The organism is Paenibacillus contaminans (genome assembly GCF_003285015.1).
Classification (GTDB): Bacteria; Bacillota; Bacilli; order Paenibacillales; family NBRC-103111; genus Paenibacillus_V; species Paenibacillus_V contaminans.
In genome coordinates this window covers 539,966-565,012 of the sequence record NZ_QMFB01000002.1, presented here as the reverse complement: position 1 = coordinate 565,012, position 25,047 = coordinate 539,966, and the positions used below count along the sequence as shown (strand labels likewise).

21 protein-coding genes and 1 riboswitch are annotated in these 25,047 nt (G+C 53.8%); of the genes, 13 read left to right on the top strand and 8 right to left on the bottom strand.

The genetic code is table 11. The features are described from left to right. Nucleotides 1-5 precede the first annotated feature (5 nt). A complete protein-coding gene (locus DQG23_RS06550) occupies nucleotides 6-1,247 on the bottom strand; it encodes a PucR family transcriptional regulator (protein WP_113029993.1) in 1,242 nt (413 codons plus the stop codon). 285 nt (nucleotides 1,248-1,532) lie between these two features. Between DQG23_RS06550 and ilvD the strand changes: the two genes are divergently transcribed. Then, on the top strand, nucleotides 1,533-3,203 hold the full coding sequence (gene ilvD / locus DQG23_RS06545; protein ID WP_113030044.1) for a dihydroxy-acid dehydratase: 1,671 nt from the start codon (nucleotides 1,533-1,535) through the stop codon (nucleotides 3,201-3,203). A 228-nt stretch (nucleotides 3,204-3,431) separates the two neighbouring features. Here ilvD and DQG23_RS06540 read toward each other — a convergent pair whose 3' ends face one another. From DQG23_RS06540 to DQG23_RS06525, 4 genes are all read right to left on the bottom strand, one after another. Next, nucleotides 3,432-4,328: a manganese catalase family protein gene (locus DQG23_RS06540; protein ID WP_113029992.1), complete on the bottom strand. Its 897-nt coding sequence runs from the start codon at nucleotides 4,326-4,328 to the stop codon at nucleotides 3,432-3,434. A gap of 39 nt (nucleotides 4,329-4,367) precedes the next feature. Then, on the bottom strand, nucleotides 4,368-4,592 hold the full coding sequence (locus DQG23_RS06535; protein WP_420330208.1) for a YuzF family protein: 225 nt from the start codon (nucleotides 4,590-4,592) through the stop codon (nucleotides 4,368-4,370). A gap of 695 nt (nucleotides 4,593-5,287) precedes the next feature. After that, entirely contained in the window at nucleotides 5,288-6,946 is a 1,659-nt protein-coding gene (locus tag DQG23_RS06530; RefSeq protein WP_113029991.1) for an S-layer homology domain-containing protein, read from the bottom strand. A gap of 14 nt (nucleotides 6,947-6,960) precedes the next feature. Continuing rightward, a complete protein-coding gene (locus tag DQG23_RS06525; RefSeq protein WP_113029990.1) occupies nucleotides 6,961-8,991 on the bottom strand; it encodes a choice-of-anchor I family protein in 2,031 nt (676 codons plus the stop codon). A 155-nt stretch (nucleotides 8,992-9,146) separates the two neighbouring features. Between DQG23_RS06525 and DQG23_RS06520 the strand changes: the two genes are divergently transcribed. Together DQG23_RS06520 and DQG23_RS06515 are read left to right on the top strand one after the other, a co-directional pair. Beyond that, a complete protein-coding gene (locus DQG23_RS06520; RefSeq protein ID WP_113029989.1) occupies nucleotides 9,147-10,457 on the top strand; it encodes a phytoene desaturase family protein in 1,311 nt (436 codons plus the stop codon). A 69-nt stretch (nucleotides 10,458-10,526) separates the two neighbouring features. Next, entirely contained in the window at nucleotides 10,527-11,432 is a 906-nt protein-coding gene (locus DQG23_RS06515) for an RNA polymerase sigma-70 factor (RefSeq protein WP_113029988.1), read from the top strand. Between the two features lie 238 nt (nucleotides 11,433-11,670). On the opposite strand, the gene DQG23_RS06510 is transcribed toward DQG23_RS06515, so the two are convergent. Together DQG23_RS06510 and DQG23_RS06505 are read right to left on the bottom strand one after the other, a co-directional pair. Next, a complete protein-coding gene (locus tag DQG23_RS06510) occupies nucleotides 11,671-11,934 on the bottom strand; it encodes a hypothetical protein (RefSeq protein WP_113029987.1) in 264 nt (87 codons plus the stop codon). 221 nt (nucleotides 11,935-12,155) lie between these two features. Beyond that, entirely contained in the window at nucleotides 12,156-12,455 is a 300-nt protein-coding gene (locus DQG23_RS06505; protein WP_113030042.1) for a DUF3055 domain-containing protein, read from the bottom strand. A gap of 408 nt (nucleotides 12,456-12,863) precedes the next feature. On the opposite strand from DQG23_RS06505, the gene DQG23_RS06500 reads away from it, so the two are divergent. Further along, entirely contained in the window at nucleotides 12,864-13,862 is a 999-nt protein-coding gene (locus DQG23_RS06500) for an HRDC domain-containing protein (protein WP_113029986.1), read from the top strand. 182 nt (nucleotides 13,863-14,044) lie between these two features. On the opposite strand, the gene corA is transcribed toward DQG23_RS06500, so the two are convergent. Further along, complete coding sequence (corA, locus tag DQG23_RS06495; RefSeq protein ID WP_113029985.1) at nucleotides 14,045-14,980, bottom strand: magnesium/cobalt transporter CorA; 936 nt, start codon at nucleotides 14,978-14,980, stop codon at nucleotides 14,045-14,047. Between the two features lie 422 nt (nucleotides 14,981-15,402). Further along, nucleotides 15,403-15,523: riboswitch (SAM riboswitch) on the top strand. A gap of 136 nt (nucleotides 15,524-15,659) precedes the next feature. On the opposite strand from corA, the gene metA reads away from it, so the two are divergent. The 9 genes from metA to DQG23_RS06450 all read left to right on the top strand — a co-directional run bounded on the left by metA (nucleotide 15,660) and on the right by DQG23_RS06450 (nucleotide 25,043). Continuing rightward, a complete protein-coding gene (gene metA, locus DQG23_RS06490) occupies nucleotides 15,660-16,577 on the top strand; it encodes a homoserine O-acetyltransferase MetA (RefSeq protein WP_113029984.1) in 918 nt (305 codons plus the stop codon). Nucleotides 16,578-16,717: 140 nt separating this feature from the next. Beyond that, nucleotides 16,718-17,872 (top strand): PLP-dependent transferase, encoded by a 1,155-nt coding sequence (locus DQG23_RS06485; protein ID WP_113029983.1) that lies wholly within the window; start codon nucleotides 16,718-16,720, stop codon nucleotides 17,870-17,872. Nucleotides 17,873-18,147: 275 nt separating this feature from the next. After that, on the top strand, nucleotides 18,148-19,281 hold the full coding sequence (gene mqnC, locus DQG23_RS06480) for a cyclic dehypoxanthinyl futalosine synthase (RefSeq protein ID WP_113029982.1): 1,134 nt from the start codon (nucleotides 18,148-18,150) through the stop codon (nucleotides 19,279-19,281). A 168-nt stretch (nucleotides 19,282-19,449) separates the two neighbouring features. Continuing rightward, complete coding sequence (locus DQG23_RS06475; RefSeq protein WP_113029981.1) at nucleotides 19,450-19,893, top strand: OsmC family protein; 444 nt, start codon at nucleotides 19,450-19,452, stop codon at nucleotides 19,891-19,893. A gap of 127 nt (nucleotides 19,894-20,020) precedes the next feature. Then, nucleotides 20,021-21,565 (top strand): AraC family transcriptional regulator, encoded by a 1,545-nt coding sequence (locus tag DQG23_RS06470; RefSeq protein ID WP_158560329.1) that lies wholly within the window; start codon nucleotides 20,021-20,023, stop codon nucleotides 21,563-21,565. A gap of 201 nt (nucleotides 21,566-21,766) precedes the next feature. Further along, entirely contained in the window at nucleotides 21,767-22,330 is a 564-nt protein-coding gene (locus tag DQG23_RS06465; RefSeq protein ID WP_113029979.1) for a nitroreductase family protein, read from the top strand. 67 nt (nucleotides 22,331-22,397) lie between these two features. Next, nucleotides 22,398-23,351 carry an ABC transporter permease gene (locus DQG23_RS06460; RefSeq protein WP_113029978.1) on the top strand — a complete coding sequence of 318 codons (954 nt, stop codon included), beginning with the start codon at nucleotides 22,398-22,400 and terminating at the stop codon, nucleotides 23,349-23,351. After that, nucleotides 23,341-24,291, top strand: coding sequence for an iron chelate uptake ABC transporter family permease subunit (locus DQG23_RS06455; protein ID WP_113029977.1), 951 nt, complete (start codon nucleotides 23,341-23,343; stop codon nucleotides 24,289-24,291). The genes DQG23_RS06460 and DQG23_RS06455 overlap by 11 nt, the downstream gene beginning before the upstream one ends. Continuing rightward, nucleotides 24,285-25,043: an iron ABC transporter ATP-binding protein gene (locus DQG23_RS06450; RefSeq protein ID WP_113029976.1), complete on the top strand. Its 759-nt coding sequence runs from the start codon at nucleotides 24,285-24,287 to the stop codon at nucleotides 25,041-25,043. Before DQG23_RS06455 ends, DQG23_RS06450 begins: the two co-directional genes overlap by 7 nt. Nucleotides 25,044-25,047: the final 4 nt, after the last annotated feature.

The window sequence follows — 25,047 nt, the reverse complement described above, 5'->3', positions numbered from 1 at the left end:
AGGCGTTACGATTTAAGCTTGCCGTATTTCTCCGCCTGAAGCTCCAAGTAGACAGAGATCTTCTGATCGGCATCGTTCAAATCGATACCGCCGATTTCCGTAATGCGTTTGAGTCTGTACGTAAGCGTGTTCGTGTGGACGTGCAGGGCGACCGCCGCATCCTTGGCATTGCAATCGCAGGCCAGAAAACGTTCCAGCGTTTCCGTCAGGCAGCTGTTGTTATACCGGTCGTATTCGCGCAGCTTCATCAGCCCGCGATGGCCGTAAGGATGCTTTTCCTTCGACTGCCAGATGGCCGGCAAATGCCGATATAGCCCAAGCTCGTGGTAGACATGAACGTTCTCCAGACGCTCCGCAAAAACAGGCTTGATATCCAGTACCTCAAGCGCTTCCCGGTAGCTGGTTTCCACTAGCGCGTAACTGCTGTAAAATGAACCCGCACCGCCCGTAACCGCCGGCCTCCCCGCCAGCCGCTCGCCGAACTGCGCCGCCATAGCTTCAATAAATTGGCCGACAGCCTTCTCGGGAGATTGTTCGCGTTCGGTGCCGAACAGCAAAATAAGCCGGTTCCGGTCGACCGCACGCAGCACGATACGCGCGCTGGGGCGAAATGCCATCATGTCGTAAAGTTGCTGCTGAATGTCCCCGACATCCTTGCTGAACTGCATCACGATCACATTATAGGAGTCAGGCAGCGTAAGGCCGAGCTTTTTGGCTTTGTCGCGGATCGTTTCGTGGCTGGAGAGGTGTCCGGTAAGCATCTGCCAAAAAAAATCTTGGCGCCCTTCCTCCTCCTGACGCGCCAGCATCCGGTGATGCAGCAGCTTCGTGCGTACCGCCAGCGCCGCTTTGGCCAAATGACCGATCGCTTCCGCATCCAGCTCGCGTTCATTCTCCATGACCCAGATGTAGCCGAGCACATCGTCGTTTTTGCGTACCGCAACCGCTACGCGGCGTCCGAGCCCGACATCCGCGATGGCTTCGATCTTGACGGGCTCAGGGCTTTGCAGCAAACGGTGCATGATCCCGCCCTGCCAGAGCGACTGGACGACATGCTCGGGTACGCGACGTCCCACTATGGTAGCCGTACGCGCCGGGTCGATTTGCCGCTCGTGCGAGCTGTAGGCCAGCAGCCGGTGACCGGCGTCCTCGATCGTAATCGGACATTGCAGCACCTCGCTGATCGCATCCGCAAGCGTTTCCAGGCTGTCGTAATGCCCGTCGAACAACTCTTTTTTTCTATTCATCCGTCTCTCGTCTCCGATCGGTTTGACCGTCCTTCTACCGAAAATTAAAACGCACCGGGGAACGGATTGTCAATCGCTTTTCAATAGATATCTTTTTATCGGCCGAAACCCGGCAAATACAGGGACTTGCTTGCCAAAGCGAGTGATGTGCACTACAATTTAAAGCAGTAAAGGATTTCGCTCTCATAGAGGATGTTTGACTTATCAAATACAGACTCATGCTCGATGTGAACGATCATATTAATTCCGCTCAGGAGGGGTACCATGACTACAGCTAAAGGCAAAATGCGCAGCGACATGATCAAAAAAGGGTTCGACCGCGCGCCTCACCGCAGCTTGCTGCGTGCCGCAGGAGTTAAAGAAGAAGATTTCGGCAAACCGTTCATCGCGGTCTGCAACTCGTACATCGATATCGTACCGGGTCACGTTCACTTGCAGGAATTCGGCAAAATCGTCAAAGAAGCGATTCGCGAAGCGGGCGGCGTACCGTTCGAATTCAACACGATCGGCGTTGACGACGGGATCGCCATGGGCCATATCGGCATGCGCTACTCGCTGCCGAGCCGCGAAATTATCGCGGACTCGCTCGAAACCGTCGTAGCCGCTCACTGGTTCGACGGCATGGTTTGCATTCCGAACTGCGATAAAATTACGCCGGGTATGATGATGGGCGCGCTTCGCGTCAACATCCCGACCGTATTCGTCAGCGGCGGACCGATGAAAGCCGGTAAAGATTCGAACGGCAAATCGATCTCGCTGTCTTCCGTATTCGAGGGCGTAGGCGCATACCAAGCCGGTAAAATTGACGACAAAGGACTTCTGGAGCTTGAGCAGTACGGTTGTCCGACATGCGGCTCTTGTTCCGGCATGTTCACCGCCAACTCGATGAACTGTCTGGCGGAAGGACTTGGCCTTGCGCTTCCTGGCAACGGAACGATTCTCGCGATCTGGGAAGAGCGCAAAGAATTCGTTAAACGCTCCGCGAAGCAGCTGATGGAGCTGATCAAATCCGACCTCAAGCCGCGCGATATCGTGACGATCGACGCGATCGACAACGCGTTCGCGCTTGATATGGCGATGGGCGGATCGACGAACACCGTATTGCATACGCTGGCACTCGCGCACGAAGCGGGTTTCGAATACCCGATCGAACGTATTAACGAAGTAGCCAAACGCGTACCGCATCTGGCCAAAATCGCGCCTGCTTCCGATTACCATATTGAAGACGTGCATATGGCGGGAGGCGTCAGCGCGATCATTAACGAGGTGCTGAAGAAGCCGGGCGCAATGAACGGCGACTGCATCACCGTAACCGGCAAAACGCTCCGCGAGAACGTTGCGGGCTGCGATATTTTGAACAAGGACGTCATTCACGCGATCGACAACCCGCATAGCGCGGAAGGCGGTTTGTCCGTTCTGTTCGGCAACCTGGCGCCTAACGGCTCCATCATTAAAGTCGGCGCGGTTGACAAGTCCGTCGGCGGCCGCCACGTCGGTCCGGCGATCTGCTTCGATTCGCAAGAGGATGCGCTCTCCGGTATCGCGAACGGCAAAGTCAAAGAAGGCCACGTAGTCGTAATCCGCTACGAAGGACCGAAGGGCGGACCGGGTATGCCGGAAATGCTCGCGCCGACTTCGCAAATCGTCGGTATGGGTCTCGGCGCCAAAGTCGGTCTGATCACGGACGGCCGTTTCTCGGGCGCGTCGCGCGGCATCAGCATCGGCCACATTTCGCCGGAAGCGGCTGAAGGCGGTCCGATCGCGTTCGTCGAGGACGGCGACATTATCGAGCTCGACCTCGTGAACCGCAAAATCGAGCTGCAAATCAGCGACGAAGAGATGGAGCGCCGCAGAGCGAACTGGAAAGGGTTCGAGCCGAAGGTCAAAACCGGCTACCTCGCCCGCTACTCGAAGCTCGTCACATCCGCAAGCACAGGCGGCGTAATGAAAGTATAGTATCGCCCTGTTATCATAATATGGACGAAACCTCCCGGTCGCATTAGGCGGCCGGGAGGTTTTTTTGGATGTCTCTGGCGTATATCCTCCGCTGATTGTTCGGCTTCCCGGTACACGCGCCTCCAAAAAGAAATCGTTTATTACGAAAATGCGCGATCGCCGCGTCGAATTTTCATCCTAGCCTGGCCTTGATGGGGCATGAGCGTTTAACCTGGACGGCTCAGGCTGTCAATAAATGCCCGTAAATCCCAGTCTTTTGGCGATTTCAACATAGTGATCGATCGTAATCCCCGGGGCGAATTCCTCCGGCAGATCGTCCAGGTTCGGTATCGGATACCCCTCCGGTGCGCCGAAAACGACTTGAAGAGGCTGGCCGGTATCGGGATTCGTTCCTTTCCATATGCGGTCGATGTCCCGATATTCGGTTTCGCTCCACGTATATAAAATATTATCGAGACCTTGCGCGATATATTTGCGCGAGTAGTCGAAGCGGGAATTGTCGAGGTTCGGAATCGGCAGCATTTTGGCAAGGTTGACGTCCGTGACAATTTCCAGCGCTTTCGCGTAAGCGAGTATATGTACGCCTCCGCGAACGAGCAAATAGCCGATCATCTCCCGTGCCGTCGGGTGATCGGTCATTTCGTATACGCGCATTTTATGGGTGCGGGCGCCGATTTCCAGAAAAAAGTTGTGCAGCAAATCAAGCGTTAAATTGCCGCTGTTGAAGACGTAATCCCCGTTCCAAGACTTGCCCATCGAGTCCCCCGGCAGCGAGGCTTGCGCCGTTGCGATAAAATGGTAGGTGTTGCGTTTGTTCAGGCCGTTTTGCAGAGGGGCGATGTCGGGAGGGCCGGGAAACGTCGTTCCCGTGGTCAGCAGATTAATCGTATTCGACACCAGCTCGACGTGCCCGAATTCTTCGGCGGTGATGCTGGCGACCAGATCGTAGAACGGCTTGAATTTGCTTTTATTTCGAAAATTGAATGATTGGTACATATAGTTGTTGAGCGTGGACATTTCGCCGAAACGGCCGCCGAGCAGCTCTTGAACAGCCGCAGCCGAGTTGGCGTCCCCATGGGCGGGGACGGGAAGATCGATCGGGAGCTTATTCATTCGTTTAATCATCGGCTCTCCTCCGTTCCATAGGCTGTTTACGACCAACGGTCAGCATGGCGATACCCAGACGATTTGAGCGGTTCGCACGAAAAACGGCACGCCGCTCACCTCAACGACGATATGGTCGGATACGACGCTTTTAAGCTTGCCGCGAACGCTGCCGGCCGCAGTTTGAACGACGATCCCGCCGCCGACGGCGCTTTGCAGCGTTTGATAAAGATAAGGCTCGTAAGAGCCTGCAGCAGGTGTCATAGGATTATACAAGCGAAACACGCTCCTTTTCCATGGTATCCCATTGATATATATGCAAAGCCGGGCATGTATCATGATCGCTGGCTTAATACGCTAGGGAGGCACGCTGATAAATGCTTTGTTTTTCCGATTCTTCAGCTGGCGAAACGGATATCGTAACGGTTATGCATGGACCGCATGATTAGTGAAGAAAACCTTATTGTTCATGAGGCTGTCCGCACTATTTCACAGGTAAAATGCTAATTCCAGCGGGATAGTGAGGCAAACGCGACTATCTATTTCGTTTGCCTCACTAATAGTAAACTTCGCCTTATTAACACGTCAGAACACGGGTTTTAGGCGAGAGACAGTGAGGTTCGTCTTATAAACAGTGAACTTTTCCTTATTAGTTCTCCAGGAAGCAAGTCATCAGTAGCATGGAGCACGCATCTAAAGCTCTGAAGTTCTCGAATTTTGCTGAATTGCAAATAATCGAAGGCCAGGGATCCTCCAAAACGAGTAATTTTTAAGGATTTACCTTTGCCGATAAAAATTTTTACGATATTAGTTATGACTAACTTGGGCGGAGTTTTGATATTGGGGACGATCATGACCATATTGGGTTAAAGAGCTGCTTCTTGCTTATGAATCATTAAAATGACCAATAAAAAACAACCCTCCGGCAAATAACAATTGCCGAGGGGCTGTTGAACATATAATCTGAATCCTCGCGAAAATCAGCCGTTAATAAATCCGGCTTTTTGCAAAAGGCGCTTGACCATGACTGCGGTTTCGGCGCGGGTCGCTGGGGCGGCGCCTTCGTAGCGGCCGGCCGATTTGCCTTCCGTGATGCCGGCTTCGACAATGCCGGCCACCGCGTCGCGCGACCATGCAGCCAGCTCGTCGCTGTCTTCGAATGCCGCGAGCAGCTGCTCCGTCGGCTTGCCGCTGCCGGGCTCGCCTGCGAAACGCAGCGCGTTGTTCATCAGCACGGCGAGCTCTTCGCGGGTGATCGGCGCGTTCGGGCGGAATGCGCCGTCTTCGTAGCCGGAGACAAGCTTCGCTTCGGCTGCGGCCGATACTGCGCCGCTAAACCAATCTGCAGCAGTTACATCGCGGAACGGTGCGTCGCCCGATTGCTCTTGTAACCCGAGCGCCCGGACGATAATAGCGGTAAATTGGGCGCGCGTAATATCGGCATCAGGCAGGAAAGCATCGGCGGTTACGCCTTGAACGATCAGCTTGGAGGCGAGCAGCCCAACATCCGCCTTCGCCCAATGCGAGGCCGTATCGCGGAACGACTTGCGGTTCTCGATCACCGTATAGAGGCTGTTGCCCTTGCGCTTCAGCTCTGCCGTCCATTTGTCGTCTTCCTGTTTGAAAACGGAAGGGACGAACTGCAGCCCCCCGTTAGAGTCGACCATGACGCCGGTCGCGGCACTCGGATCGACGCCTTCTGCCAGCGGCAAGGTGCGGCCGACATAAGTGCTGCCGAACTGCGTGACAGGCACGCTTTGCCCATTATAGGCGGCCTCGACGCTGAAATCTACGGCATCTGCGAGCTGTTTCGCGCCGAGCCCGGCGATCGCTCCGGCGATGACCGCGCTTTGCTTGGAATCGGCCTTCGCGAGCTTGATGCGGATCTCGAGCTTGTCGGCCGTCGTCTGAAGCCGGCTAGCCAGGCCTGCGAAATCAAGCGATTGCAGCGGCAGCTCGTAAGAGCCGAACGGCAAAACGATATTCAGCTTGATCGGCTGGCCGCTTTTCAGCAAATCGACCAGCGCTTGTGCGGACACGCTTGCTACCGCCGATTCAGCTGTCTGCGTATCGGCATGCACGGTAATGGTATCTGCATTCTGGGCCAATGCTTTTTGCAAATCCTCCGGCTTGATCGTCAGGCTGGCGACGCTTCTGCCGTCCTGCGCCAGGCTGAAAGCCGGCTTGACGGAGATAACGCCGTCCTTGACGGACGCTTCAGGTGAAGGAGTCGGCGTAGGTGCAGGTGTAGGCTGAGAGCCGCCGCCGGTAGGAGTAGGCTCCGGCGAAACAACGCCGCTTTTAACGGTCAGCGTCAGCGTCGCCACATTCGTCCCCGAGCCGGTTTGCACCGTCCACTTGCCTGCAGCTGCGGCGGACGGCACGACGAATGCGAAGCGGTAGCGGCCTTCAGCGTCGGATTTGACTCCGTCGAATACGACGATCGATTGCGATTCATCCGTCACGCGGAGTGTAATCCAGGAGGAAGCCTCGGCTTTGCCCGACATCTGCACGGTCTCTCCTCTAGCCGCTTCCGTTTTATCCGCCTGAATCGTAATAGGCGCGGCGAATGCCGAAGCCGGGATCCAAATAGCGGCGAGCATCGCCAGCAGGCATAGTATCGTTAACTGTTTACGCATGTTTCAACACCCCGTCAATTCTGTAAAAGGATCGGCAGCTTCGCCGGATTGTTCGTCAGCTCGTCCACGACAAATACTTCGATGACGTCTCCGGTCGCCACGTTAAAGGATGCCTGCGCTTCCATATCCGACAGGTCGAAATCGGCACGGACGGCGGCAAGACCGATTTGTACGCCGCCGCGAAGCTGCTTGAATACAACCGTTTCCTTGCCGTAATGCGCTTCCTCGGAAGTCACTTGCGCCGCAAACGTACGGAAGCCGGCAACGCCTTGCTTAACGGTCATCGTTTGTACGCCATTGACATTGGTGCCGGTTGTGTAGACTGCGGCGTCTTCAACCGGCTTCACCGCAAATTTTCCAGGGACGGAAATTTCATATGCGGCAAGTGTGCCGGATATTTCATTGGCCACCAGCAGCATCGGCTTGCCGTTCGGACTCGCCTCGGCGGGAATGAACTGCAGGCCTTCCGGTCCAAGCTCGTTGTTGCGGAAATCCAACTCCTCAAAATCGCGATGGTTGACATAGGTTACGAAATGAGGCTTCGTAGGCTTCGTCACATTATACACAACGATGCCGCTCATTCTTTCCAGGCCGATGAAGGCGTACGTTTCGCCGCCGACGCGGCCGATTTTGACGTCTTCCGGCTCAGGTCCTTTACCGGAGCTCCGGCTGTCGAATTTGACGCTTTCATGATCCGAATTGAAATATGCGGGCAGCAATTTGGCGGTTATTTGCTCGAAAGCATCGCCGCTGTCGAATACGGGACCGTCTCCGATGTTATCCGCATCCCAAATCGAGAACGAGCGCGCACCGAACCCGTAAAGCGCGTCATAGTAACCGGTGCCGGTTACGCTGTAAACCGCGTTGGAAACTTTCAGCCGGCCGAGCTTTTTGTCATCGGTAAACGTGCCGTCCGTTTTCATTTGATCGAGCTGATCTTGCGTGAAGCCTTTAAGCTTGCCGGCGTCCAGCTGGATTTTGGAGGCGATGTCCTTCACCCGAACCTCTTCCTCATAGACCCCGTCTTCGTTCCAGTCCGCCCGCGCATCGCCTTCGTTGGCTGTAACCAGATACGTTTTGCCTTCGCTTTGGTAAAGCGACATGCCGTCCGGCATATATGCGCCTAGAACCGGCCATGGCTGAATGTTGATTTTGCCGTCTTTGTCCGAAGCGTCGAAGCCGTTGCCCGCCTCGGAAAAATCTTTATAACCCAATGCGTGGATGCGGGTAAACGCTTTGCCCGCGATATCTAGGCTGGCGATCGCATTGTTCTCCTGCAGCGTTACGTATGCGGTGCGGCTGTCCGGAGACACGGCTATATACTCCGGTTCGAAATCGACCTTCCAGCCTTCGGCTACATTCTTACCCTTAGGAAAAATACGAACATTTTCGTCGATATCATCCTTCGTCAGTGCGGAAAAATCGATATCCGACACTTTGGACGGATCGGCCAGCACGCTTTGCACGCCATCCGCGACATCGATGATCGTCACCGAGCCCGGAGGATCCTCCGAATACGTAGGATTCGGCTCGCCCTCATTCGCGACAAGCAGCTTGCCGCCGTCCGGCGTGACGGTAATCATATCCGGATGATAACCTGCCGGAACATGGCCGATGTAATCCCCGTTCTTTTTGAAAAAAACGACATAGCCGCGATTCGGCTTAGCCGCCGGCACCGCCGCCGCGATAAAGTCCTGCGTCGGATGCGCCACTACGCTCGTAACGTCGTCAAAGCCGGCGTACACGCTTGTGATGACGGTTTGCCGCACCGGCTTGATGTCGCCGCTTGCCAGATCGAGTATTTCGATCGCTTTGGAAAATCCGTTGACCAAGAAAGCTTTTTTGCTGCCCGCGTCGTAGCTGACGATTTCCGCTCCGGTTCCTGCGAGCTCGGCGCCGGTGTAGTAGTGCCCGGTTTTTTTTAGCGACAGCTCCTGTGTTCCTGCGTATGACGGCTGAGCATCCGCGGCCGTTACCGCCTGCGGCGCCAGCAAGGCTGCCGTGGAAACGGCAAGAGCCGCAGCGATTTTGTTCCATGATTTCACCCGAAATCCCCCTTTGCATGATCTTCCGTTCTACTTTATCAACCAATTGTTTTCGCTAAATGAGCGGTATGTTAAGAAATGATGAAGGCGCTTTGTCACACCCCATTGCCCCTAATCGTCTTATTAGTGAAAACCGAAAACGGAGGGTGAGCGGGATGAAGCCTTTTGACGTTGCCGTAATCGGCGGGGGACTTGCGGGGTTGATCGCGGCGAATGATTTGGCGGGTGCCGGTAAAAGAGTCGTTTTGCTGGAGAAGGGGAACCGACTCGGGGGGAGGGCCGCTACGAACGAGAAAAACGGCGCTTTCTTTAATCTAGGCGGGCATGCCATCTACAAGCTGGGAGAACTGCATGCAGCTTTGCAGGAATTCGGCATCGGGCTTGAAGGGGGAAGTCCGCCGACAAGCGGCTTCGCGATATGGAAGAACAAGGCATATACGCTGCCGGGCGATCCGATTAAGCTTCTCGCGTCGAAATTATTGTCCTGGTCGGGTAAAATGGAGCTGGGCCGCATTATGCTGACGCTCGGCAAAATCGACACGGCTTCCTTGACGAGCCGCAGCCTGCGGGAATGGGCGGAGAAAGAAATCCGCGATCCGATGGTACGCCATTTTTTCTATGCGCTCGGCAGAACGGGAACGTATACGCACGATCCCGACCACCAGCTGGCGGGGCCGGCGCTTAAGCAAATACAGCGTTCGCTCCAAGGCGGCGTGTTTTACGCGGACGGCGGCTGGCAAACGATTGCCGACCGTCTGAGGGAGCGGGCGGTGCGGCTGGGCGCTGCCGTGCTCAGCGGCACCAAAGCGGAGGAGATCAAGCATGACGGATGCGTTCGGGGGCTTGCGTTGGGCGGCGGAGAGACGCTGCAGGTCGGACATGTGCTTGCTGCGATGTCCCCTGCGGACATATGCCGGTTAGTCCGGGGCGCGGAGCATACGGCTCTCGGGCGATGGCACGATGAGGCGCGTCCGGCCGTCGCGGCGTGTTTGGATCTTTGTTTGAAACGGCTTCCGAGCGCGAACCGGCATTTTGCGATCGGAATCGATCAGCCGGTCTTTTTCACGAATCATTCGCGCGTAGCCAAGCTGACCTCCAACGGTACGATAGTGGTGCATCTGATCAAGTATAACGGCATAGGCGGAACCGATCCGAAAGCGGACGAACGGCTGCTTGAGCAGACGATGGATTTGCTTCATCCCGGATGGCGGGAGGAGACTGTCGCCAGGCAGTACTTGCCGAATATGGCGGTCGTTCACGATTATCCGCATATCGGGCGGACGGATCGGACGCCGGGTCCTGCGGTTCCGGAAATTCGCGGACTTTATGCAGCCGGCGACTGGGCGAGCCACGGCGAGCTTCTGGCGGATGCGGCTGCGGCCAGCGGCAGAAGGGCGGCGGCCCTGATCGTAAAGGACTTGGCGGAGGCGGGACGGAGCGAGCGGCTGGAATCGGTTTTCGCTTAAAAGGGGCGGCACAGATCCGGTAACCGTCTTTTATGGATTCGATCTCAAATCAGGAAGCGAGTGTTAGGTATGGATGATACGATGACGGCAGAAGCGTTATACCGCCAGTACAAACCGCTGCTGTTTTCGCTTGCTTACCGCATGCTTGGAAGCGTAATGGATGCGGAGGACACGGTTCACGAGGCGTTTATCGCCTTGAATCGCGCAGTGCCGGAGCATGTCCGCAGCCAGAAATCATATTTATGCAAAATCGTTGCGAACCGCTGCTTGGACCGTTTGAAATCGGCAAGCAAGCAGCGCGAGATTTACGTAGGACCATGGCTGCCGGAGCCGATCGTGGAGGATCTTGAGGCGGACGCCGATCCGGTACGCAGCTATTTGCGCAAAGAATCGGTTTCCACCGCGTATATGCTGCTGCTTCAGCAGCTTTCCGCCGTCGAACGCGTCGTTTTTCTGCTGCGGGAAGCGCTGCAGTACGAATACGAGGAAATCGGCGAAATTGTAGGCAAAAGCGCGACGAATTGCCGGCAAATTTGTCACCGGGCCAAACGCGGCTTGGAGAGCAAAACCGCCGAAACGGATGTAACGCATTTGCGGGCGCAGTCAGGCGCTCTGGTCGAGCAATTCGTAAAGGCGCTCACCTCGGGCGATATTGCCGCGCTCCTGCAGGTGCTTTCCGCAGATGCCGTCCTTTACTCCGATGGCGGCGGCAAGGTGACGGCGGCGGTTCGACCGATACTAGGCGCAGAACGCATTTCCCAGTTCTTGGCGGGACTTCTGGCGAAGGTGCCGGACGGCTTCTCATTCAAGCTCGCGGAGGTAAACGGCTTGGCGGGTATCGTGACGTATGTGCACGGGCAGCCGTCGAGCGTATTTTCCTTTCATGCCGCGAACGGCTGCATAACGTCGGTTTATATTGTCGTCAATCCCGATAAGCTCGAACATGTTCCGTTAACGACGAACGACGGAAGATAACGTTCAGGCCGTATGCCTCGATGAGCATTAAGACTTGCGAATGCGCATAGTTGTAAAAAAACGCACGAGGTTTGGCGGTCGCCGTATGACCGGAGCCGCACGCCGGGAGTCGTGCCACGGTGCGCAAATGCAGACGCCGGCGTGTATCGGGCCGCTTTGGGCAACTGCGAAAAAACCTCCCGGCGCTGCATCTGCTGCAGAGTCGGGAGGTTTTTGACTGCGTATTGCCGCGGCGATGTCAATCGCCGGCTTCGTCATGCAATTCGTGATCGCCGGGATATTCGCGCGGCAGGCCGGCATGAAATTCGCGGTATTCATACGTAAACGCGCTTTGCTTACGCTGGGTGTCGCGCCAAGGACCGGATTTGCCGAGCGGTCCGCTTACGAGATCCGAGCCGTACGGTCCTTCGGGGAATTCCTCCGGAATCAGGTCGTTGCGCTGGGACTCCACGGTAGCGAGATCCGCCGTGGGCTCTTTGTCTTCGTTAAGAAAACCGGACACCGAACTCCCTCCTTTTCGGGCGGAATGAGGTCCACTGCCATGTCCATGGACCGGCTCGCCGGAGGGCTTCCTAGTTATGGGAATCCTTGCCGGACGAGGGTTACCTCCATTTTTCCCGGCAGGGATATTTTTTATGTACGGCCAGGCGAGCCGCAAGGCTGTTCAAAGGCTGCCTTTCATCAAGAAAGAGCAGCCTTCTCCTGGCCTCTTCAAGCTGTGCTTTAGATATCGGTAAAGTTGACTGTGCCGACTACCTGCTCCAGGAAGGAGGTCAATTCTACGGCTTCCTCTTCCGTAAGCTTAAACACATATTCCAGATAGCCCTCGGCCGCAAGGTCATCGGGTCCGATAATTGCCGTTTTGCCCATTTGAATATCCGTGACCAGCATTTTGCCGTAAAACCGGTTCGAAGAAGTAATGGCCAAATCGAACCGTTTCATGCTATCGCCGATAAAGGAGACGAACCGCGTCTTCGTTTCCTCGCTAGTATCGTACAAAAAATCAAACTCGTTGACGTTCATCGACTTGCTCACATCCATTCCTTCCATGATACCGTTCAGTTTAACATAAAAGCGTAGCGCTTTGGAAACCGTTTCGCAATCGGATCGTACTTTCCGGCAATTGGGCAGGCAGAAAAATCGATTGAAAAAAGAGTGCTTGCCTGTATTTGTATCCTATGATACAATTCAGGTAATATCAGGGAACGGGGGAAGCACCTCTTCTGCTATACAGCAGGAGGGGTGCTTTTTTTTGCGGTTCGGAAAGGATTCGTTTCAAACGGAGTACTTTCCGAAACGCCTTGAGGTTCGGCTTATCCGTGCGGATTACAGCCGTTCGCTTGGTTGCCTGCGAACGCGTCGGGACTAGCAGCCTGCCGCTTGCCACAAACAATTGGCGTTTAAGAGAAAACGCGATGGGGAGGAGCAATTATGAACCTTATTTTCATGAACAGCCTGGAGAAGAAAACGGGCGAAGCCCGCGTCCATACGGCGCAGGTGTCGATCAGCGAGCATCAGGGAAGCTGGATGGTCGTTTGGCACGAACCGAAGGAGGACGGCAGGGGGGCGCAGCAGGTTTGGTATGAAGGAGCCGCTTGGCAAGACATGCTTACGGAGTTCCGGTCCCGGCTGCGGGATCAAATCTCGCAAGGCTTCGTACCGCTGATCGACGACGGACGCGGGTACCGCCGTCAGTCGGCCTCGGCCAAAGCCGCGGCGCTGCTGCACTGCTATAGCGAGCGCAACGCCAATGCGGAGCTGTTCGCCAAGCTGCGGGATTGGCGGCGGGAGCAGGCTGCGAAGGAAGCCAAAGCGCCGTTTATCGTGGCGGGGAACCGCATTCTCTACATGATTGCCTCGTTCTACCCGCATACGGAAGAGGAGCTGCTGCAGCTTCCGGGCTTCGGCGGAAACCGTTTGAAGCTTTACGGAGAAGCCATATTGGCGATAACCCGCACGTTCGAGCAGAATACGGGATTTCCCCTCGATTGGGTCGAGGAAGAGGTCGGTCAAAGGCAATTGAATGAATGGCTGGATCGCCAACAAGAGCTGAAGGATCAGCAAGACGAGCAGAAACGCCAAACCCGCCGCAAGCTGCTTGAAGGTATCGAGCAAGGGACGGGCTTGGACGGGTTGGTCGAGACAACGGCGCTGCCCCGGATGGATGTCGTAGCGGCGATCGAGCAGCTGGATAAGGACGGCTATGACGTCGCAGCCTTCGTGGACAGGGAGCTGGAGCAGATGCCGGAGAACGAGCGGATGGAGGCCGAGCTTCTGTTCGCCGAGCTTGGCGACCGTTTTTTGAAGCCGGTGCTGCAGCGTTTATACACGGCCGAAAGATTGAACGAAGCGGGGACCGGAATCTTGTATGAACGGCTTCGATTCGTACGGCTGAAGCTTCGCAAGGAGAAAGTGGCGGTGCGGGGCTGAGGCCAGGATGTTCGATCCGCGCGAAGCGAAGTAAGTATACCCAGACGTACAGCGCTATGCAGCCGGCCAATGCCTTTCCATCCTGCGATTGGCGGCTTTGGACGGCGCATTCGTCAATCGGCGCAAAAAAGCGTCTCCGGCCTTGCGGCAAGAGACGCTTGCTTTCCAATATTTTTTTGGCGTTACAGCCAATCCTTTTTGCGGAACAAGTAAAACATGGACAGGCCGACGAGGATCATGCCGCCGATCACGATATATTCGGCGCCGGGAAAATTGATCCCAGGCAAATAATCGAAGTTCATTCCATAAATGCCGGTAATGAACGTCAGCGGCATGAATATGGTTGTCAGCGCGGTAAATACGCGCATGATTTCGTTCGCGCGGTTCGACAGGCTCGATTGGTAAGCCTCGCGCAAGTTGCCCATCAAGTCGCGGTAAGTATCGAATGTTTCCGCTATTTTTACGGCGTTCTCATAAATATCGCCGAAATATTTTTGCAGCTGGTTGTTGATTAACCGGAGTTCTTTCTTATGAAGGGTGCCGACAAGGTCCTTTTGCGGACCGAGCATCTTCTTCAGCCACAATATTTCGCTTCGCAGCCCGATTATTTCGTTCAGATGCGATTTCTTCGTATGCATGAGGATGTCTTCCTCGAGCTTCTCGATTTTGTTCTCGATCCGGTCGCCGACATTAATATAATTATCGACGACAAGGTCGACGAGATGATAGAGGAACCGGTCGGGAGAGTTGACTTCCTCGTCCCACAAAATCGGCTTAAGCGTCCGGATTTCATTGATTCGCTGGCGGGTTACGGTAATGATGAAATGTTTTCCGAGAAACATGTTTAATCCCCGCAGGAAAATTTCCTCATCGTCGAATCGAATGCTGTTGATAACGATAAAATAGTGCGAGTCGTACAATTCGATCTTCGGCCGCTGCTCCTCCTCGCTTAAGCAGTCTTCGACAGCCAGATCGTGCAGATGGAATAAAGACTGAAGCAGCTCCAAATCCTCCGCTGACGCATCGATCCAATAAAAACCGTTTTCCGGCGGTATAAGCGTTTCGGCCACATCTTCGACGATCGTGAATTGGCCGTTCTGAACCAATCTTGCCTTCATGTTCTCACTCTCCTTATTGGCGCACAAAGCGACGCTTAAACAAGCGTTCATTGGGCGAATAGTGGCGAGAACAGCCGGCACTTGGCTATGTCAACGAATGTCGACAGATGCCGGGCATCCGACTGCTCTCATGGATTGCCCGTATGAGATTGTTGATGACGCACCCACGGGGTCGGCTCCGTCCATCCGTTCGACACTTCCTTTCTTCCTTAAGCTTGTGATGAATTACTCGAATAGTATACATCTCCAGCTTGTTTCCATCAAGATGGGGCTTGCAATCTTAACATAGCGTATGGCGTGGCCGGGAGAAGGGTTCCGCTGCCGCCGGCTGCCCAAAAATAAACAAGATCGTATCCCACTTGACGATGACGTCGTTTTCCATTACATTATTAGCATAGCTTTATAATTGAATAGTGCAGTTACTCTTATCAAGAGTAGGTTGAGGGACTAGCCCGATGACACCCGGCAACCGACATCCCGCTTTAAGCAGGATGCACGGTGCTAATTCTTGCAGGAGCGTTTACGCTTCCTGACAGATGAGAGAGGACATGTTGCGTTTGCTATGGCCTTTCTCATGCGTGGAGAAAGGCCTTTTTACGTTCCTTTCTCCACGGTTCGCGGCCCTTCGGCCGGATAAACAGCAAGTATAAATCTATTTTCACCAAAGGAGTGTACCTTCATGCCAATCAAAATTCCCGACAATCTGCCCGCCAAAGAAGTGCTGGCAGGCGAGAACATCTTTGTGATGGATGAAAGCGTCGCTTTTCACCAAGACATCCGTCCGCTTCGCATCGCGATCTTGAACCTGATGCCGACCAAGGAAACGACGGAGACGCAAATTTTGCGTTTGCTCGGGAATACGCCCCTGCAAGTCGAGTTCGTACTGCTGCATCCGAAGACGCATACGTCGAAAAACACGTCGGCCGAGCATCTGGAAACGTTCTACAAAACGTTCGACGACGTCAGGAACGAGCGGTTCGACGGCATGATCATTACCGGGGCACCGGTAGAGACGCTTGAGTTCGAGGACGTGAACTACTGGGATGAGCTGAAGCAAATCATGGAATGGAGCAAAACGAACGTTACGTCGACGCTGCATATTTGTTGGGCGGCTCAAGCCGGACTGTTCCACCACTTCGGCGTGCCGAAGTATACGATGGAGGAGAAAATATTCGGCGTTTTCCCGCACACGGTCAATCAAAACAACGTAAAGCTGCTGCGCGGCTTCGACGAAATGTTTTTCGTTCCGCAATCGCGTCACACGGAAGTTCGCCGCGAGGATATCGAGCCGATCGAGGGCGTGGATATTTTGTCCGAATCCGACGAATCCGGCGTTTATCTGGTAGCGACGAAGGACGGCAAACAAATATTCGTTACCGGCCACTCGGAATACGATCCGCTTACGCTGAAGTGGGAATACGACCGCGACGTCAATAAAGGAATGGATATCGCGATTCCGAGAAACTATTTCCCTAAGGATGACCCGACCAAATTGCCGAAATCGCAATGGAGAGCGCATGCGAATTTGCTCTTCTCCAACTGGTTGAATTATTATGTATATCAGGAAACGCCTTTCGACTGGTCTTCGAATTTATAATCGCAAGCTGCAGATAAACGAACAATATCCGCTTGCTTCAAGCAAGCGGATCACTTGTCGACATAAACACCGCTTTCCCGATAGGAATTAACGAACATATTGCGTTTCAGTCCGAAGCGCCTTGGGAGGAGTACTTTTATATGAAAATTGAAAGCCGTTTGGCGCAAATAGGTTCCATTTCCGAGCCTGTAACTGGAGCCGTCAGTTTTCCCGTTTATCAAGCGACTGCATTCCGTCATCCGAAGCTCGGACAAAGCACGGGGTTCGACTATTCGCGGACGAAAAACCCTACCCGCACGATACTGGAGCAAGCGATCGCGGAACTCGAAAGCGGAGACGCCGGATTTGCCTGTAGCTCCGGGATGGCGGCGCTGCAAACGATTTTCGCATTGTTCAGTCAAGGCGATCACCTGCTCGTTTCCCTCGATTTATACGGCGGTACATACCGGCTGCTCGAGAAAATCATGTCCCGTTTCGGCGTAACGGCTACGTATGTGGATACGGACGATCTGGACGCGCTGGAAGCGAACCGTCTCCCGTCTACGAAGGCGGTGCTGATCGAAACGCCGACCAATCCGCTGATGATGATTACGGATATCGAAAAAGTAGCGGCATGGGCCAAAACGCACGGCCTTCTGACGATCGTCGACAACACGCTGCTGACGCCGTTCCTCCAGCGCCCGATCGAGCTTGGTGCCGATGTGATCATTCATAGCGCGACGAAATATTTGGGCGGTCATAACGACGTCCTGGCGGGTTTGATCGTAACGAAGGGCAAAGAGCTTTCCGAGCAAATGGCGTTCCTGCACAACTCGATCGGCGCCGTACTCGGCCCTCAAGATTCCTGGCTGCTTATGAGGGGAATGAAAACGCTGGCGCTTCGTATGGAGCGGCATGAGTACAATGCTACGAAAATTTCCGAGTTTTTGCTCGGACATCCGATGGTGGCGGAAGTATTTTATCCGGCCCTTCCGGATCATCCCGGCTACGGCGTGCAAAACCGGCAATCTTCGGGCAATACGGGCATTTTTTCGTTCAAAATGAAGGATGCCCGGACGATCGAGCCGATTCTTCGCCATATCCAGCTGATCGCTTTCGCGGAAAGCCTCGGCGGCGTCGAATCGCTCATGACGTATCCGGCCGTGCAAACGCATGCGGACATTCCGGAGGAAATCCGCCGCAAGGTCGGCGTGGACGACAGGCTGCTCCGCTTCTCCGTAGGAATCGAGCATGTGGACGACCTGATCGCAGATTTGACGCAAGCCTTCGATGCCGCTAAGGCAGAGCTTGAATAATGATGCTGCCGGTTTTCCGGCAGATCTTGCGCCGCACGCAGCTTCCTGCGCGCGGCTTTTCTTATTTCATCAAGCCGGCCGGTCGACCGCCTGGCAGCCGACGTATGCGGTACTTAAAGTCGAGACAGTCGTGACGTGAGGAGAAAGCGCCGGGAGACCGCTTCCATGTCCTTCCGCTTATTCAGATAATGATTCTCCAAGCCGTTTGTGGTACGATAACGGTATGTGTTGTTAATCGTTGCTTTATGAATTGAAAGTAAGGGAGTGGGTAAGGAATGAAACCGATCGACCGCATTTTAAATAAAGCGCAGTCGGGCCGCCGCATCGACGTGGAGGAATGCGTCACGCTGTTCGAGTCCGATCAGATCGAGAAAATAGGCGACACCGCCAACCAAATCATGAAGAAATGGCATCCGGATCCGATTGCAACGTTCGTCGTCGGACGGAACATCAACTATACGAATATTTGCGACGTCTATTGCCGGTTTTGCGCTTTTTACCGGGCTCCGGGCAATAAAGAGGGCTACGTGCTCGATAATGAAACGATTTTCCGCAAAATTCAGGAAACGATCGACGTCGGCGGTACGGAAATTTTGATGCAGGGCGGCACGAATCCGGATTTGCCCTTTACGTACTACACCGATTTATTGAAGGAAATCAAGAAACGCTTTAAGATTCAAATGCATTCGTTCTCTCCTGCGGAAATTATGAAGATGAAAGAAGTTTCGAACGGACTTTCGCTCGAGGAAGTCGTCCGTCAAATCCATGAAGCGGGATTGGACTCGCTGCCGGGCGGCGGCGGGGAAATTCTCGACGATCGGACGCGCCGTAAAATCAGCCGGCTCAAAGGCTCCTGGCGCGATTGGATGGATGTCATGCAAACCGCGCACAAAATCGGCATGAGCACGACCGCGACGATGGTTATCGGCTTCGGCGAGTCGTTCGAGGAACGCGCGCTGCACTTGCTCCGCGTGCGCGACGCGCAGGACGATGTGAAAATCCACGGCTATAACACGCCGGGCTTCCTTGCCTTCATCCCTTGGACGTTCCAGTCGGAAAATACGAATATGAAGGCGGATCCGGTTCCGCCGGAGGAATATTTGAAGACGCTGGCGATCAGCCGCATTATGCTTGACAACGTCCCGAATTTCCAAGCGTCCTGGGTAACGATGGGACCGGAGGTCGGCAAGCAGACGCTGTCTTACGGCTGCAACGACTTCGGCAGCACGATGATCGAGGAGAACGTCGTCTCGGCCGCAGGCACGACGCACAAGGTCAATATCGAGAGCATCCTGCGCCTCATTCGCGAAGCGGGCAAAATCCCTGCGCAGCGCAATACGCGCTACGAGATTTTGCGTGTGTTCGACGAGGAATCGTCGGTTGAGAAGGATTTTGTGATGCAGAATTAGGTCTTTCAGCGAAACGCTGATTGCTTGAATATGGGCGCATATCTTCTATCGTTATCCTTTTACGGGGATCGGGGGAGGATATGCGTTTTTTGTTATCCTGGAGTGTCGGATTTTGGTGAAATGTGGTATTATATCGCTAGTTTGTTATTTTACTAGAGGAGTGTTCGTATGCCGGTAGAAACGTTTAAAGCAACCGCTCATTTACAGAAAGGGCTTGTTGTAAAGGCGAGTTCCAGAAATTTCGAAATGATGATCGACGAGCCGAAAAGCTTGGGCGGTACGGATACCGCAATGAATCCCGTTGAAGCGGTGCTTTGCGCGCTTGGTTCCTGCCAGTCGATCGTGGCCAGAGCTTATGCCAAAAAATTCAACATCAATCTGGAGGACTTCTGGGTTGAGGTGGAAGGCGACCTCGATACGGACGGCTTCTTCAACAAATCCGACGTGCGCCGCGGTTACTCCGACATCCGGTATACCTTCCATATCAAAACCGATGCTGCTAGAGAGCAAGTCGAGGAATTTATCGAATTCCTGGAGCGGACATGCCCGGTAGGAGACACGATCGCCAATCCGGTAAATCTTAAACTGAACGGCATTATTATCGAAAAATAATCGCTTGAAATCAAACCGCCGGCTTTCGGCGGTTTTTTGTTTTTAGTCCGGACCATTTGACATTGAGATAGATTATCATTACCATAAAATGATTTGGTGGTATTTCCAGTCCAGGGGGAATCAGGAGATGGAAGCGTCTAGACATGTAGAAGGAAATGCGCTGCGGTATACGGACACTACAGAATATAAAATAGACGGCCGCCAAAGCGTGCACATAGAAGCGGACAAGCATGCCTTATTCGGTTATGTCCGCAAGGAGAGCGTGAAGATAACGCTGAAGGACGGCCAAACTCGGCGTACGGGAAATGCGTCTGCGGGAGAACTATTTTTCGTGCCGGCCGGCTGCCTGTGCTCGATTCAGAACCGGGAGGAGCATGCGTCGCGCATCGCGCTGATCCGGTTTCGATGGGAGGGAGGAACTGCTCCCGATCGGGCATCGTCGTATAAGCTGTACGGCTTCGGAATGTATACGTTCAAAATTCCGAACATCCGCAGCTGGGTGCAGGATTTTCTCGATGACGACGGGAAGCGGGAGCCGGCTTTTTACTTTCTTCTTCATGCGCATCTTTACGGTATGGTGCACGCCTTCCTGGTTTCCTTGAGCAAGCCTAAGAGCGTGGACGAAGACAGCCTGACCATGTATGTCGAGCAAATGAAACAAACGATGCTGGCCCGTTACCATACGGCGATGGATATAGAAGAGCTGGCGCGGCTGTCGGGAGCAAGCGTCAGCCGTTTTTACCAAGCCTTTCGCTCGCATACGGGGCTCAGTCCGCATAAATTCATAACGACGGTTCGTTTGAACGAGTCGCTAAGGCTGCTCGCAGGCGCGCCCGCATCGATCATGGAGGTCGCGCATGCCGTCGGTTATCCCGATGAGCTGTATTTCAGCAGATTGTTCAAAAAACATATGGGCATTTCGCCAAGCGAATATGTTACATATGCCCAGATTCGAATTGCGAATTTGACGCCGGTGTTCCAAGGCGATCTGGCCGTCCTAGGCATCGTGCCCGTATTATCGCTCAAGCGGGGATGGATGGACGAGCCCGAGGCTTATATCAAGCAGATCGAGCAAAGCCGGCCCGAGCTGATTTTAACGCCGCCGGTCACGGAAGAAGTATACGGGGCTCTGGCGGAAATCGCTCCCGTTTACATGTTTAAATGGAAAGGCCGCGACTGGAAAGAACGCCTGACGATAATCAGCGAGAGAATCGGCATTCCGACCGTGGCGGACCGATGGCTGGCCTACTACGAAATCAAGGCGGAAAACGCCCGTTATCATATCCGGAAGCAATTAAAGGACGAACCGTATTTATTGGTCGGGTTATTCGGGACGTTGTTCCGCGTTTTCGGCAGGCAGGTTAAAAAAATGAGCGATCTGTTCTATGACGAGCTGCAAATAACGTCGCCGGATGCCGTAAGGGAAATCGGCTTTCTCGATACGTTTTTGCTGAAGGAATTGGCGGAGCTCGATTGCAATCATGTCATTTTTCTGGTGCCGAGTTCCATGCCGGACGAGGAGTGCCGCAAGCTTGAGGAAGATTGGCAGAGCATGGACCTGAACGGGTGTCCGAGGCTGGTCTTGTTCATTCGTTTCGACGAACCGCTTTTGTACAATCCTTCCATTCATGAAAATATGATCGATCAAATCGTCAAGCTGCTTATGCATTGATTCGGCGAGCCGAATAGAAAAGTCCATGCTGAAAAAAAGAATATCCATTCCAGAGTCAGCGAATATGTGTAAAATAGATGTAGTGATAATGATTATCAATCGCGGGTGCGGAGGCTCGTTCATCTTGAAGCCTTATTGCTGGGCATGACAGCCGTTAAGAACCGTTCGCATCGCACTTCTAACACATATGGGGGAAACTGCATGGAACTATCGAAAATCATCATGGAACGCCGCTCAGTGCATGTATTCGAAGATCGCCCGGTATCCGTCGAGCTTGTCAAGGAAATGCTGGATACTGCAGTATGGGTGCCGAATCATAAAATGACGCAGCCTTGGCGCTTCGTGCTCGTGCATGGGGAAGGGCGCAAGCGCATCGCAGAGGTCAGCCGGGCGCTGAACGAAAGACGGGAGCGCGATCCCGAGAAGGCGAAGGAAATCGGCCAGAAGTTTTATAATAAGCTGATGGCCGTGCCGATGTTTTTGCTTGTCGTCATGAAAGAGCATTCCCATCCGGTCGTCCGGGAAGAGGATTACGCGTCCGTCAGCTGCCTCATCCATAACTTCAGCCTGTTGTCCTGGGAGCAAGGCCTGGGCCTTGTGTGGGAAACGTATCCGCTGCTGCATGAGCCTTCATTCCGTGAGGCGCTGGGTATCGGCCAAGGCGAAAAAATCGTCGGCAGCCTGCATGTCGGATATCCGGCGAAGGTTCCGTCAGCGCAGCCGAGAATTCCGGCCGAGCAGCTGCTTACCGTCATCGAGGCGTAAATTTTTTTGTCCTTTCACTGAGAATGATTATCTTTACTATATCCGCCGAACGAATGAGGAAAGCTTTATGAAAAAAAGATATTTGATCGCGGCGCTGATCATCCTTTCCGTCGCTTCCTTGTTTATCGGCGTGAAAAACATTTCGCCGCGCGATATGTTCCATTTGAGCAAAGAGCAAATGGACATTCTGACAATCAGCCGGATTCCCCGCTTGATCAGCATCATTATCGCCGGCGTCAGCATGAGCATTACGGGGCTTATCATGCAGCAGCTGACGCGGAACAAGTTCGTTTCGCCGTCGACGGCGGGAACGATGGATTCGGCGCGCTTCGGCGTGCTTGTCGCCATGATGCTTTTTACGGCGGCCAGCCCGATGCAAAAAATGATCGTAGCGTTCGTATTCGCGCTAGCCGGCACTTGGCTGTTCATGAAGATACTGGACAAAATCAAATTCAAAGATACGATATTCATCCCGCTGGTCGGACTTATGTTCGGCAACATCATCGGCTCGCTCACGACCTTTTTCGCTTACCGGAAGGATCTGATTCAAAATATTTCGTCTTGGCTGCAAGGCGACTTCTCAATGATTTTGAAGGGCCGGTACGAGCTGTTGTACATCAGCATTCCGCTCATGGTGATCGCTTATTTGTACGCGAACCGGTTCACAATCGCCGGCATGGGAGAAGATTTCTCCGTCAATTTGGGGCTCAAGTACCGGCAGGTCGTCAATATCGGGCTGGTCATCGTGGCGATGGTATCCGCGGTCGTACTGCTTACCGTTGGGATGATCCCGTTCCTCGGACTCATCATTCCGAACATTGTAACGCTTTACCAGGGCGATCATCTGAAAAAGAGTCTGGCACATACGGCGCTGCTCGGCGCGATTTTCGTGCTCGTTTGCGACATTTTCGGCCGCGTCATCATTTTTCCGTATGAAGTTCCGATCGGTCTGACCGTCGGCGTTTTCGGCAGCGCGATCTTTCTTTATTTGCTGATGAGGAGAAAGGCACATGAATCTTAAAGTCAGGCTAAGTCTTCTAGCCGTTCTCGCGCTAGCTTTGATCGCCGCGTTTATGTTCCTTCATGCAGGCGGCAACTGGAGCTACGTTCTTCCGCGAAGAGGGATGAAAATATTGGCGATCGCCGTAACAGGCGCAGCCATCGCCTTCTCGACCGTCGTGTTTCAGACGATTACGAACAACCGCATTTTGACGCCGAGCATTATCGGTTTGGATTCGTTGTATATGCTGCTTCAGACGTTTCTTATTTTCGCCTACGGCTCGATGAACATTGCGATCGTAAACAAAAATTTGAATTTCGTCCTGTCCGTCGGACTGATGATCGTGTTCGCGCTCGTGCTGTTCAAGTGGATGTTCCGCAAGGAAGGGCAAAACATTTATTATTTACTGCTTGTCGGCATCATTTTCGGCTCATTGTTCGGCAGTATGTCCACCTTCATGGAGGTGCTCATCGATCCGACCGATTTTCTCGTCGTGCAGTCCAAAATGTTCGCCAGCTTCAACAATGTGCAAACCGGTCTTCTGACGATATCGATCGTCGGGATGGTTCTCGTCACGCTGTACTGTATGAGATTCATCAAATATTTGAACGTCATTTCGCTTGGAAGGGATCAGGCGATCAACCTCGGCGTTCCGTACGATTATACGGTCAAAAGGCTGCTTGTCGTCGTCGCGGTGCTCATTTCGATCGCTACGGCGCTGGTCGGGCCGATTACGTTCCTGGGGCTGCTCGTCGTGAACGTCGCCTATCAGATGTTTAAAACGTACCGGCACGGCGTACTCATCTTGGGCTCCATCCTAATCGGTATCATAGCGCTTGTCGGCGGGCAATTGCTTGTGGAGAGGGTGTTCGCCTTCTCGACTACGATCAGCGTCATTATCAATTTTATCGGCGGCGTGTACTTTCTGTATCTTCTGCTTAAGGAGAGAAAAGCGTGGTAGAGGTCAAAAACGTTTCCAAAGCATACGGCGGCAAAAGCGTAGTGGATCAAGTAAGCGTGAAGGTCGCCAAAGGAATGATCACCTCCTTCATCGGTCCGAACGGCGCGGGTAAAAGCACGCTGCTCTCGATGATCAGCCGTCTTATCCCGAAGGATAGCGGGGACATCTACATAGACGGCAGCAGCGTCTCCGAAACGAAAAGCCAGGAGCTCGCCAAAAAAATATCGATTCTGAAGCAAACGAATCATATTAACATCCGGCTGTCTGTCCGGGAGCTTGTCAGCTTCGGGCGTTTTCCTTACTCACAGGGGAGGCTGAACGACAAGGACTGGAAGCATGTGGACGAGGCGATCGCTTATATGGATCTGGAATCGATGCAGCACAAGTTTCTGGACCAGCTCAGCGGCGGACAGAGGCAAAGAGCTTACATCGCGATGGTGCTGGCGCAGGATACCGAATATATTCTTCTCGACGAGCCGCTTAACAATCTCGACATGAAGCATTCCGTGCAAATTATGAAGGTACTGCGGCGGATGGTCGACGAGCTGGGCAAAACGATCATTCTCGTGCTGCACGATATCAATTTTGCATCCTGCTATTCGGATCGTATCGTTGCGCTCAAAGACGGCCGGGTGGTGAAGGACGGCCCGACTGCGGAAATTATCGATCCCGCCGTTCTGCTGGATATCTACGATATGGACATCCGGATCGAGACGGTCGAGGAGCATAAAATTTGTATTTATTTCACTTGATGGA

Bases quoted from the DNA above. Each gene is read 5' to 3' on its own strand.
- DQG23_RS06460 (WP_113029978.1), top strand. From the start codon at position 22,398: ATGAAAAAAAGATATTTGATCGCGGCGCTGATCATCCTTTCCGTCGCT.
- DQG23_RS06465 (WP_113029979.1), top strand. From the start codon at position 21,767: ATGGAACTATCGAAAATCATCATGGAACGCCGCTCAGTGCATGTATTC.
- DQG23_RS06470 (WP_158560329.1), top strand. From the start codon at position 20,021: ATGGAAGCGTCTAGACATGTAGAAGGAAATGCGCTGCGGTATACGGAC.
- metA (WP_113029984.1), top strand. From the start codon at position 15,660: ATGCCAATCAAAATTCCCGACAATCTGCCCGCCAAAGAAGTGCTGGCA.
- DQG23_RS06520 (WP_113029989.1), top strand. From the start codon at position 9,147: ATGAAGCCTTTTGACGTTGCCGTAATCGGCGGGGGACTTGCGGGGTTG.
- DQG23_RS06550 (WP_113029993.1), bottom strand. From the start codon at position 1,247: ATGAATAGAAAAAAAGAGTTGTTCGACGGGCATTACGACAGCCTGGAA.
- DQG23_RS06515 (WP_113029988.1), top strand. From the start codon at position 10,527: ATGGATGATACGATGACGGCAGAAGCGTTATACCGCCAGTACAAACCG.
- DQG23_RS06505 (WP_113030042.1), bottom strand. From the start codon at position 12,455: ATGAACGTCAACGAGTTTGATTTTTTGTACGATACTAGCGAGGAAACG.
- DQG23_RS06500 (WP_113029986.1), top strand. From the start codon at position 12,864: ATGAACCTTATTTTCATGAACAGCCTGGAGAAGAAAACGGGCGAAGCC.
- corA (WP_113029985.1), bottom strand. From the start codon at position 14,980: ATGAAGGCAAGATTGGTTCAGAACGGCCAATTCACGATCGTCGAAGAT.
- ilvD (WP_113030044.1), top strand. From the start codon at position 1,533: ATGCGCAGCGACATGATCAAAAAAGGGTTCGACCGCGCGCCTCACCGC.
- DQG23_RS06530 (WP_113029991.1), bottom strand. From the start codon at position 6,946: ATGCGTAAACAGTTAACGATACTATGCCTGCTGGCGATGCTCGCCGCT.
- DQG23_RS06540 (WP_113029992.1), bottom strand. From the start codon at position 4,328: ATGATTAAACGAATGAATAAGCTCCCGATCGATCTTCCCGTCCCCGCC.
- DQG23_RS06485 (WP_113029983.1), top strand. From the start codon at position 16,718: ATGAAAATTGAAAGCCGTTTGGCGCAAATAGGTTCCATTTCCGAGCCT.
- DQG23_RS06475 (WP_113029981.1), top strand. From the start codon at position 19,450: ATGCCGGTAGAAACGTTTAAAGCAACCGCTCATTTACAGAAAGGGCTT.
- DQG23_RS06455 (WP_113029977.1), top strand. From the start codon at position 23,341: ATGAATCTTAAAGTCAGGCTAAGTCTTCTAGCCGTTCTCGCGCTAGCT.
- mqnC (WP_113029982.1), top strand. From the start codon at position 18,148: ATGAAACCGATCGACCGCATTTTAAATAAAGCGCAGTCGGGCCGCCGC.